General features: G+C 55.9%; 15 protein-coding genes and 1 pseudogene. 12 read left to right on the plus strand and 4 right to left on the minus strand.

Features of this window, described 5'->3' with window-relative positions; all coding sequences use genetic code 11:
• Window positions 1–55: 55 nt before the first annotated feature.
• The 5 genes and pseudogenes from EDF82_RS15650 to EDF82_RS15670 all read left to right on the plus strand — a co-directional run.
• On the plus strand, window positions 56–925 hold the full coding sequence (locus tag EDF82_RS15650; protein ID WP_123756451.1) for a GyrI-like domain-containing protein: 870 nt from the start codon (window positions 56–58) through the stop codon (window positions 923–925).
• A gap of 121 nt (window positions 926–1,046) precedes the next feature.
• Window positions 1,047–3,305: a DNA topoisomerase IV subunit A gene (gene parC, locus EDF82_RS15655; RefSeq protein WP_123756452.1), complete on the plus strand. Its 2,259-nt coding sequence runs from the start codon at window positions 1,047–1,049 to the stop codon at window positions 3,303–3,305.
• A 185-nt stretch (window positions 3,306–3,490) separates the two neighbouring features.
• Window positions 3,491–4,228 carry a 1-acylglycerol-3-phosphate O-acyltransferase gene (gene plsC / locus EDF82_RS15660; RefSeq protein WP_123756453.1) on the plus strand — a complete coding sequence of 246 codons (738 nt, stop codon included), beginning with the start codon at window positions 3,491–3,493 and terminating at the stop codon, window positions 4,226–4,228.
• 85 nt (window positions 4,229–4,313) lie between these two features.
• Window positions 4,314–5,726, plus strand: a complete 1,413-nt coding sequence (ftsP, locus tag EDF82_RS15665) for a cell division protein FtsP (protein ID WP_123756454.1) — start codon at window positions 4,314–4,316, stop codon at window positions 5,724–5,726.
• 33 nt (window positions 5,727–5,759) lie between these two features.
• Window positions 5,760–7,998 (plus strand): annotated as a pseudogene (locus tag EDF82_RS15670) (YgiQ family radical SAM protein); the annotation flags it as partial.
• Window positions 7,999–8,178: 180 nt separating this feature from the next.
• On the opposite strand, the gene dkgA reads toward EDF82_RS15670, so the two are convergent.
• Together dkgA and yqhD are read right to left on the minus strand one after the other, a co-directional pair.
• Window positions 8,179–9,006, minus strand: coding sequence for a 2,5-didehydrogluconate reductase DkgA (gene dkgA, locus EDF82_RS15675; RefSeq protein WP_123756456.1), 828 nt, complete (start codon window positions 9,004–9,006; stop codon window positions 8,179–8,181).
• 144 nt (window positions 9,007–9,150) lie between these two features.
• A complete protein-coding gene (gene yqhD, locus EDF82_RS15680) occupies window positions 9,151–10,314 on the minus strand; it encodes an alcohol dehydrogenase (protein WP_123756457.1) in 1,164 nt (387 codons plus the stop codon).
• Window positions 10,315–10,510: 196 nt separating this feature from the next.
• Between yqhD and EDF82_RS15685 the strand changes: the two genes are divergently transcribed.
• The 4 genes from EDF82_RS15685 (at window position 10,511) to EDF82_RS15700 (ending at window position 13,920) form a co-directional block, all read left to right on the plus strand.
• On the plus strand, window positions 10,511–11,410 hold the full coding sequence (locus EDF82_RS15685) for an AraC family transcriptional regulator (RefSeq protein WP_123756458.1): 900 nt from the start codon (window positions 10,511–10,513) through the stop codon (window positions 11,408–11,410).
• A gap of 337 nt (window positions 11,411–11,747) precedes the next feature.
• Window positions 11,748–12,494 (plus strand): molybdate ABC transporter substrate-binding protein, encoded by a 747-nt coding sequence (gene modA / locus EDF82_RS15690; RefSeq protein ID WP_123756459.1) that lies wholly within the window; start codon window positions 11,748–11,750, stop codon window positions 12,492–12,494.
• A gap of 6 nt (window positions 12,495–12,500) precedes the next feature.
• Window positions 12,501–13,313: an ABC transporter permease gene (locus tag EDF82_RS15695; protein WP_123756460.1), complete on the plus strand. Its 813-nt coding sequence runs from the start codon at window positions 12,501–12,503 to the stop codon at window positions 13,311–13,313.
• Entirely contained in the window at window positions 13,300–13,920 is a 621-nt protein-coding gene (locus tag EDF82_RS15700) for an ABC transporter ATP-binding protein (protein WP_123756461.1), read from the plus strand. The genes EDF82_RS15695 and EDF82_RS15700 overlap by 14 nt, the downstream gene beginning before the upstream one ends.
• A 27-nt stretch (window positions 13,921–13,947) precedes the next feature.
• Here the strand turns inward: EDF82_RS15700 and yghB are convergent, their stop codons facing one another.
• Together yghB and metC are read right to left on the minus strand one after the other, a co-directional pair.
• Complete coding sequence (gene yghB, locus EDF82_RS15705) at window positions 13,948–14,610, minus strand: DedA family general envelope maintenance protein YghB (RefSeq protein ID WP_123756462.1); 663 nt, start codon at window positions 14,608–14,610, stop codon at window positions 13,948–13,950.
• 129 nt (window positions 14,611–14,739) lie between these two features.
• Entirely contained in the window at window positions 14,740–15,927 is a 1,188-nt protein-coding gene (metC, locus tag EDF82_RS15710) for a cystathionine beta-lyase (RefSeq protein ID WP_123756463.1), read from the minus strand.
• Between the two features lie 251 nt (window positions 15,928–16,178).
• On the opposite strand from metC, the gene exbB reads away from it, so the two are divergent.
• The 3 genes from exbB (at window position 16,179) to EDF82_RS15725 (ending at window position 17,967) form a co-directional block, all read left to right on the plus strand.
• On the plus strand, window positions 16,179–16,910 hold the full coding sequence (exbB, locus tag EDF82_RS15715; protein ID WP_123756464.1) for a tol-pal system-associated acyl-CoA thioesterase: 732 nt from the start codon (window positions 16,179–16,181) through the stop codon (window positions 16,908–16,910).
• 6 nt (window positions 16,911–16,916) lie between these two features.
• Complete coding sequence (gene exbD, locus EDF82_RS15720; RefSeq protein ID WP_123756465.1) at window positions 16,917–17,342, plus strand: TonB system transport protein ExbD; 426 nt, start codon at window positions 16,917–16,919, stop codon at window positions 17,340–17,342.
• Window positions 17,343–17,472: 130 nt separating this feature from the next.
• Complete coding sequence (locus EDF82_RS15725; RefSeq protein WP_123756466.1) at window positions 17,473–17,967, plus strand: TIGR00645 family protein; 495 nt, start codon at window positions 17,473–17,475, stop codon at window positions 17,965–17,967.
• Window positions 17,968–18,001 lie beyond the last annotated feature (34 nt).

An 18,001-nucleotide genomic window follows, 5' to 3' on the forward strand; every position in this document is an offset into this window, starting at 1 on the left:
ATCGGTCAGGAATCGCTATTCTGGCTCTGCCAGAGTATGTCCGGAGGAGGAGACGATGAACGAGACCAGGACAAGCCCGGTGTACGCCGGGCGTTTTCAGCGCGTGTGTTTATACATTGAGCGTCATCTGGATGAATCCCTGTCGCTGGAGACGCTGAGCGCGATCGCGCATAGCTCGCCGTATCACTTTCACCGGCAATTTACTGCCTATAGCGGCGTGCCGCTGTATCGCTATATTCAGTGGCTGCGTTTGCGCCGCGCCTGCTGGCGCCTGGTGTTCAAGCCGCAGGATAAAATTATCGATATTGCCCTGGATGCCGGGTTTCAGAATCCGGAATCGTTCAGTCGTGCCTTCCGTGCCGCGTTCGCTCAAAGCCCCAGCCAGTTCCGTCAACAACCGGACTGGCAGGAGTGGCATCGACGCGTACCGAAACACAGGTTACAGGAGCAACATCCGATGATGGTTAAAATAGTTCAGTTTCCCGACACGCAGGTGGCGATGTTACGTCACCGCGGCAGTCCTGATTTGGTTAATACAACGGCGGCGCAGTTTATCGCCTGGCGCAAAGCGAGCGGATTATCGCCGGTTGTCACCTGCGCGACCTGGGGCGTCTCGTGGGACGATCCCGCGACCACCCCCGCAGACGAATTCCGTTTTGATATCTGCGGGTCCGTCAGTGAACCGATAGCGGAAAACACCTTTGGCGTTGTGAATGGCAATATTCCGGGCGGGCGATGTGCAGTGGCGCGCCACCACGGCTCTCTGGATACGCTCGCACAAAGTATCTGGTCTCTTTACCGTGACTGGCTACCGACGTCAGGTGAGGCGCTGCGCGATTTTCCGGTGTTTTTCCGTTACCTCAACTTCGTGCATGACGTCGGCGAACACGAGCTGCAGACCGATATTTATCTGCCGTTGCGCTGATTCGCGCTAACGGAATCCTCAGTCGATCTCACGGCCTGTGACTCAGGGCGTGAGATCGGGTATTATCGCCGGTAGTTTTGCCGTCCGCACGGTCGGTACGCAGATTGAGGATTCACGATTAATGAGCGATATGGCAGAGCGCCTTGCGCTGCATGAATTTACGGAAAATGCCTACCTGAACTATTCCATGTACGTCATCATGGACAGGGCATTACCGTTTATTGGCGATGGCCTGAAGCCGGTCCAGCGTCGCATCGTTTATGCGATGTCCGAGCTGGGACTGAACGCCAGTGCTAAGTTCAAAAAGTCCGCCCGCACCGTTGGTGACGTGCTGGGTAAATATCACCCGCACGGCGATAGCGCCTGCTATGAAGCCATGGTGCTGATGGCGCAGCCATTCTCCTACCGTTATCCGCTGGTGGACGGGCAGGGGAACTGGGGTGCACCGGACGATCCTAAATCCTTCGCCGCGATGCGTTACACCGAATCCCGTTTGTCGAAGTATGCAGAACTGCTGCTGAGCGAACTGGGCCAGGGAACCGTCGACTGGGTGCCGAACTTTGACGGGACGATGCAGGAGCCGAAAATGCTGCCTGCGCGCCTGCCGAATATTTTGCTCAACGGCACCACCGGCATCGCCGTGGGGATGGCAACCGATATTCCTCCGCACAACCTGCGTGAAGTGGCACAGGCGGCGATCACCCTGATCGAAAAGCCGCAGACCTCGCTCGACGAGCTGCTGGATATCGTCCACGGGCCAGATTACCCGACCGAAGCGGAGATCATCACCCCGCGCGCTGAAATCCGCAAAATCTACCAGAATGGTCGCGGCTCGGTGCGCATGCGTGCGGTATGGAAGAAAGAAGACGGCGCGGTGGTGATCAGCGCGCTGCCGCATCAGGTTTCCGGCGCGCGTGTGCTGGAGCAAATCGCCGCCCAGATGCGCAATAAAAAGCTGCCGATGGTTGACGATCTGCGTGACGAATCGGATCACGAGAATCCGACCCGTCTGGTGATTGTCCCGCGCTCCAACCGCGTGGACATGGAGCAGGTGATGAACCACCTGTTCGCCACCACCGACCTCGAAAAAAGCTATCGCATTAACCTGAACATGATCGGCCTCGACAATCGCCCGGCGGTGAAAAACCTGCTGGAGATCCTGTCGGATTGGCTGACCTTCCGTCGCGATACCGTGCGTCGTCGTCTGAGCTACCGTCTGGAGAAGGTGCTCAAGCGGCTGCATATCCTGGAAGGTTTGCTGGTCGCCTTCCTCAATATCGATGAAGTGATTGAAATTATCCGCCACGAGGACGAACCGAAGCCGGCCCTGATGTCGCGCTTTGGCATCAGCGAAACCCAGGCGGAAGCGATCCTCGAGTTAAAACTGCGCCATCTCGCCAAACTGGAAGAGATGAAGATCCGCGGCGAGCAGAACGAGCTGGAAAAAGAGCGCGATCAGCTGCAGGCGATCCTCGCGTCAGAACGCAAAATGAATAACCTGCTGAAGAAAGAGCTGCAGGCCGACGCCGACACCTTTGGTGACGATCGTCGCTCACCGCTGCGCGAGCGTGAAGAAGCGAAAGCGATGAGCGAGCACGACATGCTGCCGTCCGAGCCGGTGACCATCGTGCTGTCGCAAATGGGCTGGGTGCGCAGCGCCAAGGGCCATGACATCGATGCGCAGGGCCTGAGCTATAAAGCGGGTGACAGCTGGAAAGCCTCGTCGAAAGGCAAGAGCAACCAGCCGGTGGTGTTCATTGATACCACTGGACGAAGCTACGCCATCGATCCGATTACGCTGCCTTCGGCACGCGGCCAGGGCGAGCCGATTACCGGTAAGCTGACGCTGCCGCCGGGCGCCAGCGTGGAACACATGCTGATGGAAAACGACGACCGTAAGCTGCTGATGGCTTCTGATGCCGGCTACGGTTTCGTCTGCACCTTCAACGACCTGGTGGCGCGCAACCGTGCGGGCAAGGCGCTGATCACGCTGCCGGATAACGCCCGGGTGATGGAGCCGCTGGTCATTGAAGATGAGTCCGACATGCTGCTGGCGATAACCTCGGCCGGGCGTATGCTGATGTTCCCGGTCAGCGACCTGCCGCAACTGTCCAAAGGCAAAGGGAATAAGATTATCAATATTCCTTCGGCGGAAGCCGCCTCCGGGCAGGATGGTCTGGCGCACCTGTTTGTACTGCCGCCGCAGAGCACGCTGACGATTCATGTCGGCAAGCGTAAGATCAAACTTCGTCCGGAAGAGCTGCAAAAAGTCACCGGTGAACGCGGTCGTCGCGGTTCATTGATGCGCGGATTGCAGAAAATCGACCGCGTGGAGATTGATTCACCGCGTCGCGCATCGGCAGGTGATAGCGAAGAGTAAGATGAGCATCCCCTGGCGCAAAACCGGGGGTGCTAAAATTTGCCGCAAAATCGTTGTTTATTCAGGTGTTGCGATTAACAATAGGCGCAAAATCATTCAATATCTACCGGGGCGATCGGCGCATAACCCCGGCGCCAGCAATCTGCTAAACAACGAGTCAGGCGGTTTGGGTTTTAGAGGTAGCTATGCTATTTATTTTTCGACTAATTGTTGTTGTTATTTATTGTATCTTTGTGTGCATATTTGGCTGTATTTACTGCTTGTTCAGCCCACGGAATCCAAAACATGTTGCCACCTTCGGGCATCTGTTTGGCCGGCTGTCCCCGGTATTTGGCCTGAAAGTAGAAACGCGTAAGCCTGCCGATGCTGAGCAGTATGGGAATGCGATCTACATCGCTAACCATCAGAACAACTATGATATGGTGACGGCATCCAATATCGTGCAGCCGCCGACCGTGACCGTAGGTAAAAAGAGCCTGGTGTGGATCCCGTTCTTTGGCCTGCTTTACTGGTTGACGGGGAACCTGCTGATTGACCGAAATAACCGGGCGAAAGCGCACGGAACGATTTCGCAGGTCGTCGATTCGTTTAAAAAACGCAACGTCTCTTTCTGGATGTTCCCGGAAGGTACCCGTAGCCGTGGCCGTGGCCTGCTGCCGTTTAAAACCGGCGCTTTCCATGCGGCTGTCGCTGCTGGCGTGCCAATTATTCCGGTATGCGTTTCTAACACTTCGAATAAAATTAACCTCAATCGCCTGAACAACGGTCTGGTGATTGTTGAAATGCTGCCGCCGGTCGATACCAGCCAGTATGGTAAAGAGAACGTTCGCGCGCTGGCAACGCACTGCCGCGAACTGATGGCCGCGAAGATTGAAGAGTTAGATCGTGAAGTTGCCGAGCGCGAAGCGGCGGCAAAGAAATAAAACAGGAACTGCCGCGATAGCGCGTGCACGTGGCTAGCGGGAAACGAATTCCCCTTTTGATTTGTTTGTATTTCATGGAGTTAATATGTCATTCAGTCGGCGTCAGTTTATTAAGGCTTCAGGCGTAGCGCTTTGCGCGGGAGCCGTGCCGCTGAACGCACATGCCGCCGGCCAACAGCCTGCACTGCCGGTGCCGCCGCTGCTGGAGTCGCGCCGCGGCCAACCGCTGTTTTTAACCCTGCAGCGGGCGCACTGGTCATTTACTCCCGGCACCCGCGCGTCGGTCTGGGGCGTGAACGGTCGCTACCTTGGGCCGACAATCCGCGTGTGGAATGGGGATGATGTAAAGCTTATCTACAGCAACCGTCTGACGGAAAACGTCGCCATGACCGTTCGCGGCCTGCAGGTTCCCGGCCCGCTGATTGGCGGGGCGGCCCGCATGATGTCGCCGAACGCCGATTGGGCGCCGGTGCTGCCGATTCGCCAGGGCGCTTCCACCCTCTGGTATCAGGCGAACACCCCCAACCATATGGCCAAACAGGTCTACAACGGTCTGGCCGGGATGTGGCTGATAGAAGATGAGGTCAGCAAAAATCTCCCGGTGCCGAATCACTACGGCGTCGACGACTTCCCGGTGATCATTCAGGATAAGCGCCTGGATAACTTCGGTACGCCGGAGTATAGCGAGCCGGGCAGCGGTGGTTTTGTTGGCGATACGCTGTTGGCGAACGGCGCGCAGAGCCCGTATGTCGAAGTGTCACGCGGTTGGGTGCGCCTGCGCCTGCTGAATGCCTCTAACTCCCGTCGCTATCAGCTGCAGATGAGCGATGGCCGGCTGATACATGTTATTTCTGGCGACCAGGGCTTTTTACCGGCCCCGGTGTCGTTGAAGCAGCTATCGCTGGCTCCCGGCGAGCGGCGCGAAATCCTGGTCGATATGACCAACGGCGATGAAGTGTCGATCACCTGCGGTGAAGCGGCCAGCATTGTTGATCGTATTCGGGGCTTCTTCGAACCTTCAAGCATCCTGATTTCTACCCTGCTATTAACGCTGCGTCCGACGGGCCTGCTGCCGCTGGTGACCGATAGCCTGCCGGTGCGTCTGCTGCCGACGGAAATTCTCACCGGGACGCCGACCCGCACCCGCGATATCACGCTGGGCGACGATCCGGGTATTAACGGCAATCTGTGGGATCCGCAACGCATTGATATTACCGCGCAGCAGGGGACATGGGAGCGCTGGACGGTGCGTGCCGATCGGCCGCAGTCGTTCCATATTGAAGGCGTGATGTTCCAGGTGCGCAACGTTAACGGTTCTGTTCCGTTCCCGGAAGATCGCGGCTGGAAAGATACCGTGTGGATCGACGGGCAGGTGGAGCTGCTGGTGTACTACACCCAGCCTTCCTGGCCACACTTCCCGTTCCAGTACTTAAGCCAGACGCTGGAACTTGCCGACCGTGGATCTATCGGTCAGATCCTGGTAAATCCGGCACCGTAATGCCGCATACCCCAGCCGCATCATGGTTGGGGTATAAGAAAATCTCCCTTCATTTCTATCATCGATCCGGCTTATAATCGCCGGCCTTTGATTATTTTTTTATCATTTTTCCGGAAGCAATATGAGCGCAATATCCCTGATCCAACCGGATCGTGACCTTTTTTCCTGGCCGCAGTACTGGGCCGCCTGCTTTGGCCCCGCGCCGTTTTTACCAATGTCACGCGAAGAGATGGATCAACTTGGCTGGGATAGCTGCGACATTATTCTGGTAACCGGCGATGCTTATGTTGACCATCCGAGCTTCGGTATGGCTATCTGCGGGCGCATGCTGGAAGCGCAGGGGTTCCGCGTCGGGATTATTTCCCAGCCGGACTGGAACAATAAAAATGACTTTATGCGTTTGGGTAAACCGAACCTGTTCTTCGGCGTCACCGCCGGCAACATGGATTCGATGATCAACCGCTATACCGCCGACCGTAAACTGCGTCACGACGATGCCTACACCGCCGGCAACGTTGCCGGTAAACGCCCGGACCGCGCCACCCTGGTTTATACCCAGCGCTGCAAAGAAGCGTGGAAAGATGTCCCGGTTATCCTCGGCGGCATCGAAGCCAGCCTGCGTCGTACCGCGCATTATGATTACTGGTCTGATACCGTACGCCGTTCGGTGCTGGTGGACTCGAAGGCCGATATGCTGATGTTCGGCAACGGCGAACGCCCGCTGGTTGAAGTGGCGCATCGTCTGGCCGCCGGCGAGCCGATTGGCCACATTCGCGACGTGCGCAACACCGCCATTATGGTCAAAGAGGCGCTGCCTGGCTGGAGCGGCGTGGACTCCACGCGTCTGGACACCCCGGGCAGAATCGACCCGATTCCGCACCCGTACGGGGAAGATCTGCCGTGCGCCGATAACAAAACCGTGGCGCCGCCGAAACAAGAAGCCAAACAGGTGACCGTTCAGCCGCCGCGCCCGAAACCATGGGAAAAGACCTACGTTCTGCTGCCTTCCTTCGAGAAGGTCAAAGGGGACAAGGTACTTTACGCCCATGCGTCACGTATTCTGCATCATGAGACCAACCCTGGCTGCGCCCGCGCGCTGATGCAAAAGCACGGCGAGCGTTATATCTGGGTAAACCCACCGGCGATCCCGCTGTCGACGGAAGAGATGGATAGCGTGTTTGCGCTGCCGTATAAGCGCGTTCCGCACCCGGTCTACGGCGACGAACGTATCCCGGCTTACGAGATGATCCGCTTCTCGATCAACATCATGCGCGGCTGTTTCGGCGGCTGTTCGTTCTGTTCGATCACCGAGCATGAAGGGCGCATTATTCAGAGCCGTTCCGAAGATTCGATCATTAACGAAATCGAAGCCATTCGCGACACGGTACCGGGCTTTACCGGTATTATCTCCGATCTTGGTGGTCCAACGGCCAACATGTATATGCTGCGCTGTAAGTCACCGCGTGCCGAGCAAACCTGCCGCCGCTTGTCCTGCGTCTATCCTGATATCTGCCCGCACATGGACACCAACCATGAGCCAACGATTAATCTGTATCGCCGCGCTCGCGATCTGAAAGGGATCAAAAAAATCCTGATCGCTTCAGGTGTGCGCTATGACATCGCCGTTGAGGATCCGCGTTACATCAAAGAGCTGGCGACCCACCACGTGGGCGGCTATCTGAAGATCGCGCCGGAACATACCGAAGAAGGCCCGCTGTCGAAAATGATGAAGCCGGGAATGGGCAGCTACGACCGCTTTAAAGAGCTGTTCGATACCTATTCGAAGCAGGCGGGCAAAGAGCAGTACCTGATCCCGTACTTTATTTCCGCTCACCCGGGAACCCGTGACGAAGATATGGTGAACCTGGCGCTGTGGCTGAAGAAAAACCGTTTCCGTCTCGATCAGGTGCAGAACTTCTATCCGTCGCCGCTGGCCAACTCGACCACCATGTATTACACCGGCAAGAACCCGCTGGGTAAAATTGGCTATAAGAGTGAAGACATTGTGGTGCCGAAAGGGGACAAACAGCGTCGTCTGCATAAAGCGCTGCTGCGTTACCATGATCCGGCAAACTGGCCGCTGATTCGTCAGGCGCTGGAGACCATGGGCAAAAAACACCTGATTGGCTCACGCCGCGAGTGTCTGGTGCCTGCACCGACCCTTGATGAGATGCGTGAAGCACGCCGTCAGAACCGCCACACGCGCCCGGCGTTAACCAAACATACGCCAATTGTGCATCAGCGTTCGAACGGTGAGGCGACGGCGAAGAAGCCGGTAAAGCGCGCTAAGAGCGCCAGTCGCTAAGACGATGGTATTGCCCGGTGGCGTATCGCTTGCCGGGCAGACAATACGCTGAAAAAGCTGAAAAAGCTGAAAAAGCTGAAAAAGCTGAAAAAAAGCCGGACTGGTATTCACGCCAGTCCGGCTTTTTACTTTTTAGTCGGCAGACTTTTATCCGCCAAACTGATCCGGATCCGGACCAAGACGCTTGTTCTGGTCCAGTTTTGCCATTTCACTCAGTTCGTCTTTATCGAGACGGAAGTCCCAGACGTTAAAGTTTTCGGCGATACGCGCCGGGGTCACGGATTTAGGAATGACCACCAGACCGTTGTCCAGATGCCAGCGAATGACGATTTGCGCCGGCGTTTTTCCGTACTTATCTGCCAGATGGTGGATAATTTTCTGATCAAACACCCCTTCACCGCCCTGTGCCAGCGGGCTCCAGGATTCAGTCTGGATCTTGTGGGTGGCGTTCCAGGAATGGAGCTGACGCTGTTGTAGCAGGGGATGGAGTTCCACCTGATTGACAACCGGCGCTACGCCAGTTTCATCGAGCAGCCGCTGCAGATGGTGGACCTGGAAATTACAGACGCCGATGCTCTTGATCAGCCCCTCTTCTTTCAGTGCGATCAGGTTTTTCCAGGCGTCAACGTAGTGGTCTACGGCCGGAACGGGCCAGTGGATAAGGTATAAATCGACGTAGTCGAGCTGCAGTTTACGCAGGCTCTCCTGCAGTGCTTCACGCGGATGTTTTTGGTCGTCATTCCACAGCTTGGTGGTAATGAACAGCTCATCGCGTGGGACGCCTGCACTGCTTAACGCCGTGCCGACGCCGCTCTCATTCTGGTAGGCTGCGGCGGTATCAATGGAGCGATAACCGACTTCCAGCGCCTTATGAATGGCGGAGACGACTTCCTCGTTGCCTGCTTTCCACACGCCGAGACCCAACTGTGGCATCAGATTGCCGTCGTGCAGTTTTATAACGGTGGGATGTGTCATGCCTTCCTCCTGTTAATGAAACCTGGCGGTATTCATTCCGCCAGGGGGTAGCATTAAGTCTGGACGAAATAGCTCAAAACGGTAGTTAAACTCTTCTCCATCGCCGCGGATCGGGCGATGGAGAGGTGACGAACGCGGACGAACTTAGCGTGCAGCCTCGTAAATCCGGCGGCTGACGTCGAGGGTGATATCCTGATTTTCACCCAGTTGAGTCATGCCATGTTCTTCCAGTTTAGCCAGTAACGCCGGAATGGAGCTGCCGTCGAGGCCGTAATCAGAAAGACGGGTTGGGACGCCCATCTGTTCGAAGAATTGACGCGTCGCCGCGATAGCTGCATCGATGCGCTGGTCTTCAGAACCTTCGGTGATATTCCAGACGCGCGCGGCATACTGCAGCAGTTTGGCGCGTTTGGTATCGCGTTTTTCATTCCACAGCACCGGCAGCACGATGGCCAGAGTCTGCGCGTGGTCAAGACCATGCATCGCAGTCAGTTCGTGTCCCAGCATATGGGTTGCCCAGTCCTGCGGCACGCCAGCGCCGATCAGGCCGTTTAACGCCTGGGTCGCGGCCCACATGATATTGGCACGCACATCGTAGTTTTCCGGCTCCTGCAGCGCTTTCGGGCCATCTTCAATCAGGGTCAGCAGAATGCCTTCGGCAAAGCGATCCTGAATTTTGCCATCAACCGGATAGGTGACGTACTGCTCAACGGTATGGACAAAGGCGTCAACTACCCCGTTAGCGACCTGGCGCGGCGGCAGGGTGTAGGTGTAAACCGGGTCGAGGATCGCAAATACCGGCTGCACGTGAGAAGACATAAAGGCGCGTTTGTCGCCGGTGGTTTTACGGGAGACCACGGCACCTTTGTTAGATTCGGAACCGGTGGCTGGCAGCGTCAGCACGGAGCCCATCGGGATCGCGCTTTTCACGTTGCTGCCGTAGGTTTCGAGGATTTCCCACGGGTCGACGTTTTCGTCATAGTGCGCCGCCGCGGCGATGAACTTAGTGCCATCCAGTACCGAACCGCCGCCAACGGCCAGCAGGAAGGTGACCTTTTGTTCACGGGCGATTTTGACGGCGTTCATCAGGGTTTCATAGGAAGGGTTAGGCTCAATCCCGCCAAACTCCAGCACGTCAAAACCGTTCAGCGCGCTGAGCACCTGATCGAGCACGCCGGTTTTCTTCACGCTACCGCCGCCGTAGGTCACCAGAATACGGGCATCTGCCGGGAGCTGATCGCGCAGGTTGTCGATAGCGCCTTTGCCAAACAGGATGCGGGTTGGGGTATATAGATTGAAATTGTTCATTACGCGTGTCCTCAAAAAATAAAAACTGCCGACAGAGATAATGCCTCGGCCAGATGACGGTCATTGTGGTCCTGTCGCCTGTTCCTCTCAATGCACATTCCTGCCGTTGTCTTGCCCATTTCTCCATGGTGCTGGAGAAAAGGCAGGAATGTGCGCACAATGCAGTGGTGAGAAAACCGCTGGAGAGTCACCGAAAATGAACCGCGCCGAGATATGTCAGCTGCTGACAGATAAAGTTAATGCGCTGAAAGATAAAGAAGAAAGTCTCAGTATGCTGCTGCCAGATATCCGTCTGCTGTACGGCACGCAGCCGGGTACACGTACCCCGGTGATGTACCAGCCCGGCATCGTTTTTCTCTTTTCCGGCCATAAAATTGGTTACATCAATGAGCGAACTTTTCGTTATGACACCAATGAATACCTGCTGCTGACCGTACCGCTGCCGTTTGAGTGCGAGACCTTCGCTACCCCAGAGGTGCCGCTGGCGGGGTTACGCCTGAATGTCGATATTCTGCAGCTACAAGAGCTGCTGATGGATATCGGCGAGGACGAACAGTTTCAGCCCGCGATGGCCTCAAGCGGCATCAACTCGGCGGCGTTATCGGAGGAGATCCTCTGCGCGGCGGAGCGGCTGCTGGACGTGATGGAACGCCCGCTGGACGCGCGTATCCTCGGGAAACAGATTATCCGCGAGATGCTCTACTACGTGCTCACCGGGCCGTGTGGCGGCGCGCTGCTGGCGCTGGTGAGCCGACAGACCCATTTCAGTTTGATTAGCCGGGTTCTGAAGCGCATCGAAAGCCAGTACACCGAAAACCTGAGCGTCGACCAGCTGGCGGCGGAAGCCAATATGAGCGTCTCGGCGTTTCACCATAATTTCAAATCGGTGACCAGCACCTCGCCGCTGCAATACCTGAAAAACTATCGACTGCACAAAGCGCGGATGCTGATGATCCATGACGGCATGAAAGCCAGCGCCGCGGCGATGCGCGTGGGGTACGAAAGCGCGTCGCAGTTCAGCCGGGAGTTTAAGCGCTATTTTGGCATGACGCCGGGGGAAGACGCGGCGCGGATCCGCATGATTCAGGGGATTTAATGTCAGAACCGGGAAGGCGCTGGCGTGGTCCTTCCCGGTAAGAAGGATATCTTATACCTTTCCTGCCCGCGCAGCATTTTTTCACTTCTCTTTTGATTTCAACCCATTTTTATATCGATATATACGTGATTATATATCGGTGGTTTTTTATGCAGCCTTATATCCTAAATAATTCAAGTTGCAGGACAGACAAACACACATGCAACTTGAAGTATGACGGGTAGAAATCTGTTCTGCACAATGCCACCAGTAAACATCTCTTTGCCGCATGGCGTCCATCGGGCGAAAAGCGGACTGCCTCCGTCAGCACAATAACTATAAGCAGGAAGAACGCGATATGAAAATAATAAAATGGCTACTTATCGGTTTGGCACTATCCGGCAGCCAGTTGTCTGCCGCCACGGAATTGCATCTGTACGCGGGGGCCGGGCTGCGTGTTCCGGTCGACCTCATCGTTGCCCGATATGAAAAAGAGAGCGGAAATAGTGTGACGGTCGAGTACGGTGGTTCCGGACAAATTCTGACGCGTTACCAGCTTACGCAGCAGGGCGATCTTTTCCTCCCCGGCTCGGCCGATTATGTCGACAAATTACAGCAGCAGGGCAAAGTCACGTCTGCTTTTCCACTCGTCCATCACACGCCGGTGATGGCCGTGCGCAAGGACAGGGCTGCGGGTATTAACTCTTATGAGGCACTGGCTAAAAGCTCACTAAAAATAGGAATGGGAGACTCTCAAAGTATCGCACTGGGTAAAAGCGGTGAAAAACTGCTGGAAGCCTCCGGATATGGCGATGCGTTGCGTCAGAAGGTGGTTGTTCGTACCGCGACGATAAAACAGCTAGTGCTCTATTTACTGAATGGTGATGTAGATGCTGCAGTCATCGGCAGGACGGATGCGGTGAAAAATCAGCAGCACCTGATGCTGCTGCCAGTACCAGCAAATACGCCCGATGAAGTTGCGACGTTGGCGATTTTGCAAACCAGCAGGCATCCGCAAGCGGCCCGCGAGCTGGCGAAGGCGTTTACCTCCCCACAGGGGATTAAAACGTTTACCGACCTCGGCTATCTGCCGCTGGAAAAATAAATCCTGATGTTTAATCGAAAGGGGAACTCGCTGTCCTGGCTGATGTTTGCGCCACTCTGTCTACTGTTAATGCTGGTTGTCGGCTCGCTGCTGTCGTTGATAGTCGAGCTGGATTTTTCCACGCTGGTCCAGGTTCTGCGGGAGCCGGAACTGCATTTTGCCGTAGCGATGTCAGTGGTTACCGCATTGCTGTCACTGCTGTTGTCGCTGCTTATCGGGGTGCCTGCTGCGTGGATGATGGCGAGAACAAATTTCAGGGGAAAGGGCTTTATTGACGCGCTGCTGGATATTCCGTTGGTGACGCCCCCGCTGATCGTCGGAATTGGCCTGCTTCTGCTTCTGGGACAGCGTGGACCGATGAGCGGGATATTTCCGCAACTGCCCACACTGCTATTTTCTCCGTTGGGGGTGATTATCGGTCAGACCTATGTCGCCAGCGCGATTGTTGTTCGTTCTGCCAGCGCTGCGTTTGCATCACTCGATCCTGCATATATCGCCACGGCGCATAACCTTGGCCTGACGCCGGTTCGTACACTACTGTTGGTGGAAATTCCGCTCTGCTGGCCCTCTCTGCTAAGCGGCGGCGTACTGGCGCTGGCCAGAGCTCTGGGAGAGTTTGGTGCAACGCTGATGCTGGCGGGTGCTATCCGCTTCAAAACGGAAACGTTGCCGATGGCCGTGTACTTGAATATCGCCAGTGGCGATTTTTCGTTAGCGATAGGTTGTGCGCTGCTGCTGATGTTGCTGGCGGGGTTGCTGCTCGTGGCTCTGCATCGGATACAGCGTCTGTATAAAACGAGGGAATATGTTACGCGTTGAACAGATCGCTACGTTGATTTTGCAGGAGATAAGTTTCCACGTTCCGAAGGGAAGCTGCGTGGCAATTGTCGGGCCTTCCGGTAGCGGGAAAACCACCTTGCTGAATGCCATCGCCGGGGGAGCACTTGATCGGGGGGCCATTTATCTGGATGGACAACGGATTGATGGTCTTCCGGCCTGGCAAAGACCCTGTCGTTATCTGAATCAACGGCTTTATCTGTTTCCTTATCTGACGGTACGAGGAAATCTTGCGCTGGCGCAGTATGCGGCAGCACTGCCGCGGGACAAAAAACAGCAAATGGCACTATTAGACGAGATGGGGATCGCTCACCTGGCGCAGCGTTATCCGCGGCAAATCTCTGGCGGCGAGCAGCAACGAGTGGCGCTGGCCAGGGCGATGATCTCTCGCCCGAGACTTCTGCTGCTGGACGAACCTTTCTCAAGCCTGGATCGGGAAACACGTAGCCGTCTGTGGGAGGTGGTTCGCATGCTGCGCCGCCAGGCGGTAACGATTGTTATGGTCACGCATGATCCAGAAGAGGCCGAGGCGCTGGCAGATAAGCAACTGATGCTGTACAACGGCAGGCTGGTGGCGGAGGTGAAATAAGAGAGGAGACCCTCTCTTATTGATGACTTATGACGCGCTGCAGTATTTCTTCTTGATAACCACGGCCAGGGTGCCGACCAGACCCGCCACCAGCAGCGCAATCGGCAGGATCATCAGGCAGGTCATGACCTGGTCTTCATGGCGTTTGACGAACGGGATCATGCTCAGCGCATAGCCCAGACCGGTGACCACGCTCACCCACAGCAGCGCGCTCAGCCAGTTAAAGAACTGGAAACGGCGGTTTGACAGCCCGGAGATCCCGGCCATCGTCGGGAGCAGGGTGCGCACGAACGCCAGAAAACGCCCGGCCAGCAGCGCCAGCAAACCATGTTTATCAAACATGCAGGTCGCACGTTGATGATACTTTTGCGGCAGATGCGCCAGCCAGCCTTTCACGGTGGCGGTATTGCCCAGCCAGCGCCCTTGCAGATAGCTCAACCAGCAGCCGAGGCTGGCCGCCGCGGTAAGAATGGCAAGTGTCGGCACAAAGTCCATGACGCCTTTAGCAATGAGCGCCCCGGCGAGCAGCAGCAGGCTGTCTCCGGGTAAAAATGAAGCGGGTAGCAGACCGTTTTCCAGAAACAATGTCGTGAACATGACCAGATAAACAACGCCCACAACCTGGGGGTTTGCCAACGCGGCAAAATCATGTTGCCACAGGGCGGCGACAATCTCTTGAATGACAACCATGGACTTTCCTAAGTGGTACCGTATTTGCGAGTAGTGTACTCCTGAAGAGCCCCGAACACCTTGATCTCGGGCGCAACAAAAGCGGCCGCCGATACAGAGCGTCCGCCATTATTGCCACTCACCGTCACTTTACACGATACGAGAGAAGCCTGCCGCTAAATCCGCCCGCAGATCGTCAACATTTTCTAATCCAATATGCAGGCGAATCAGCGTGCCGCTGAAATCGACTTCCGCTTCCGGGCGGATGGCGGCGATCTGCTCCGGCTGGTTCGCCAGAATCAGCGACTCAAAGCCGCCCCAGGAGTAAGCCATGCTGAACAGGCTGAAGTTGTCAAGATAGGTTGACAGCTCGCTGTCGGTCAGGCGCTTGTTGAGGACAAAAGAGAATAACCCGCTGCTGCCGGTGAAATCGCGTTTCCAGAACTCATGGCCCTTACTTCCCGGCAGTGCAGGGTGATTGACGCGTGAGACCTGCGGATGTTGCGCCAGCCATTCGGCAATCTGCAGGCTGCTTTCGTGGTGCTGACGCAGGCGAACGCCGAGGGTGCGCAGGCCGCGGCTGGTCATATAGGCGGTATCCGCATCCACCATTTGCCCCATCAGGTAGGCATTCTCCCGCAGTTGATCCCAGCAGCGCGCGTTGGATACCGCGGTGCCGACCATCGCATCGGAGTGGCCGATCAGGTACTTCGTCCCGGCCTGAATGGAGATATCGACGCCAAAATCCAGCGCCTTAAACAGCACGCCTGCCGCCCAGGTATTGTCGATCATGATGATCGCTTCTGGCGCCACGCGGCGCACGGCGGCAACAATAGCCGGAACGTCATGGACTTCCATGGTGATAGAGCCGGGAGATTCCAGGAACACCACGCGGGTATTTGGCTGGACCTGACGGGCGATATCCGCGCCCACCAGCGGGTCAAACCAGCTGGTGGTGACGCCGAGTTTCGCGAGGATTTTGGTGCAAAAGTCCTGGCTGGGCTCGTATGCGGTGTTGGTCATCAGCACATGGTCGCCCTGTTCGACGAACGCCAGAATGGTATTGGCTACCGCCGCCGCCCCGCAAGGGAACAGCGCGCAGCCGGCGCCGCCTTCCAGTTCACACATCGCTTCCTGTAGGGAAAAGTGGGTGAGGGTGCCGCGACGGCCATAAAACAGTTCGCCTTTCGCCCGATTGCGGGTGGCCTGCTTTTTGGCTTCAACGGTATCGAAAACCAGCGACGAGGCACGCTGAATCACGCTGTTGACCGAGCCCTGAGTATATTTTTTGCTGCGCCCGGCATTCACCAGCGCGGTATCAAGATGTTTGTCCGCCATGTTTTTATTACCTGCTTTTATACGTCTGGACGTCTAAACTAGCATGAATGGACAATCGTGTACTGATGAATGGTCGATACGGGTAAAAATATCGCGGAATCCGCTGATGGCCGCTTTTTTACTGCGTAAGCGCAAAGAATCTAAACGTGATTTGCTGCACAGTGTAAATACTAATGAGAACCACTATCAATTCGATGCTTTTTTGATATTATTGTGCTCAGATTTTGTGATTTACGTCCTGGAGATTCAGCGTGGGTAATAATTTGATGCAGGCGGACCTGTCCGTTTGGGGTATGTATCATCATGCCGATATTGTCGTTAAGGTAGTGATGATCGGCCTGATTCTGGCGTCGGTAGTCACATGGGCTATCTTTTTTGGCAAAGGGGCTGAAATTCTCTCCAGCAAACGCCGCCTCAAGCGTGAACAGCAACTGCTTGCTGACGCTCGCTCCCTCGACCAGGCCAGCGATATCGCAAATAATTTTCATCCGAAGAGCCTGAGCTCGCAGCTTATCAATGAAGCGCAGAACGAGCTGACGCTGTCCGAAGGTGTCGAAGATAACGAAGGCATCAAAGAACGTACCGGTTTCCGCCTTGAGCGCCGCGTGGCGTTTGTCGGCCGTTACATGGGCCGTGGCAACGGTTACCTGGCGACCATCGGCGCGATCTCGCCGTTCGTCGGCCTGTTCGGTACCGTCTGGGGTATCATGAACAGCTTTATCGGGATTGCCCAGACGCAGACCACCAACCTGGCGGTTGTCGCTCCGGGTATCGCAGAAGCGTTGCTGGCAACGGCTATCGGCCTGTTTGCCGCCATTCCTGCCGTTGTTATCTATAACATTTTCGCCCGCATGATCGGCAGCTACAAAGCCTCTCTCGGCGACGTTGCCGCGCAGGTGCTGCTGCTGCAAAGCCGTGATCTTGACCTGAGCGCCAGCGGCGTTAAGCCGGTCCGTTCCGCTCAGAAATTACGAGTAGGTTGATGCCCCATGGCGATGCATTTTAACGAGAATCTTGATGATAACGGCGAGATGCATGACATCAACGTCACGCCGTTTATCGACGTTATGCTGGTGCTGCTGATCATCTTTATGGTGGCGGCACCGCTGGCTACCGTTGACGTGAAGGTTAACCTTCCTGCCTCCTCCAGCCAGCCGCAGCCGCGTCCGGAAAAACCGATTTATCTGTCGGTAAAAGCGGACAAAACCATGTTCCTCGGTAACGATCCGATTACGGAAGAGAGCATGATTAACGAGCTGAACGCGCTGACGGAAGGCAAGAAAGACACCACCGTTTTCTTCCGCGCCGATAAGACCGTGGACTACGAAACAATGATGAAAGTGATGGATACCCTGCACCAGGCGGGTTATCTGAAGATTGGTCTGGTGGGCGAAGAAACCGTCAAAGCGAAGTAACCCTCCCGATAACGCTTCTCAGGCTGGCCTTGTGCCAGCCTTTTTTATGCCTGACGCACGGGCTTATATTGCCAGGGCGCCGACAGGTTACGATATAATGCCCCCCATTTTTATTAACTTACAGGATCCTATGGAACGCTTTCTGGAAAATGCTATGTATGCCTCACGCTGGCTGCTGGCACCGATTTATTTTGGCCTGTCGCTCGGGCTGGTTGCGCTGTCGATCAAATTTTTTCAGGAGATATTCCACATCCTGCCGCATATCTTCAGCGTCGGTGAGTCGGACCTGATTCTGACACTGCTGTCGCTGGTTGATATGACGCTGGTGGGCGGCCTGCTGGTGATGGTGATGTTCTCCGGCTACGAAAACTTTGTCTCTCAGCTGGATATCAACGAAGGCAAGGAAAAGCTCAGCTGGCTGGGCAAAATGGACGCTACTTCGCTGAAAAACAAAGTGGCGGCGTCGATTGTCGCTATCTCGTCGATCCATCTGCTGCGGGTCTTTATGGATGCCAAAAACGTACCGGACAACAAACTGATGTGGTACGTCATCATCCATCTGACCTTTGTGCTGTCGGCGTTTGTGATGGGCTATCTTGACCGTCTGACCAAGGATAAGCACTGATTGTCAGGCCCGGCGGCGCTCGACCGCCGGGCCG

The sequence above is a fragment of the Klebsiella sp. BIGb0399 genome, from assembly GCF_003752615.1.
Classification (GTDB): Bacteria; Pseudomonadota; Gammaproteobacteria; order Enterobacterales; family Enterobacteriaceae; genus Klebsiella; species Klebsiella lignicola.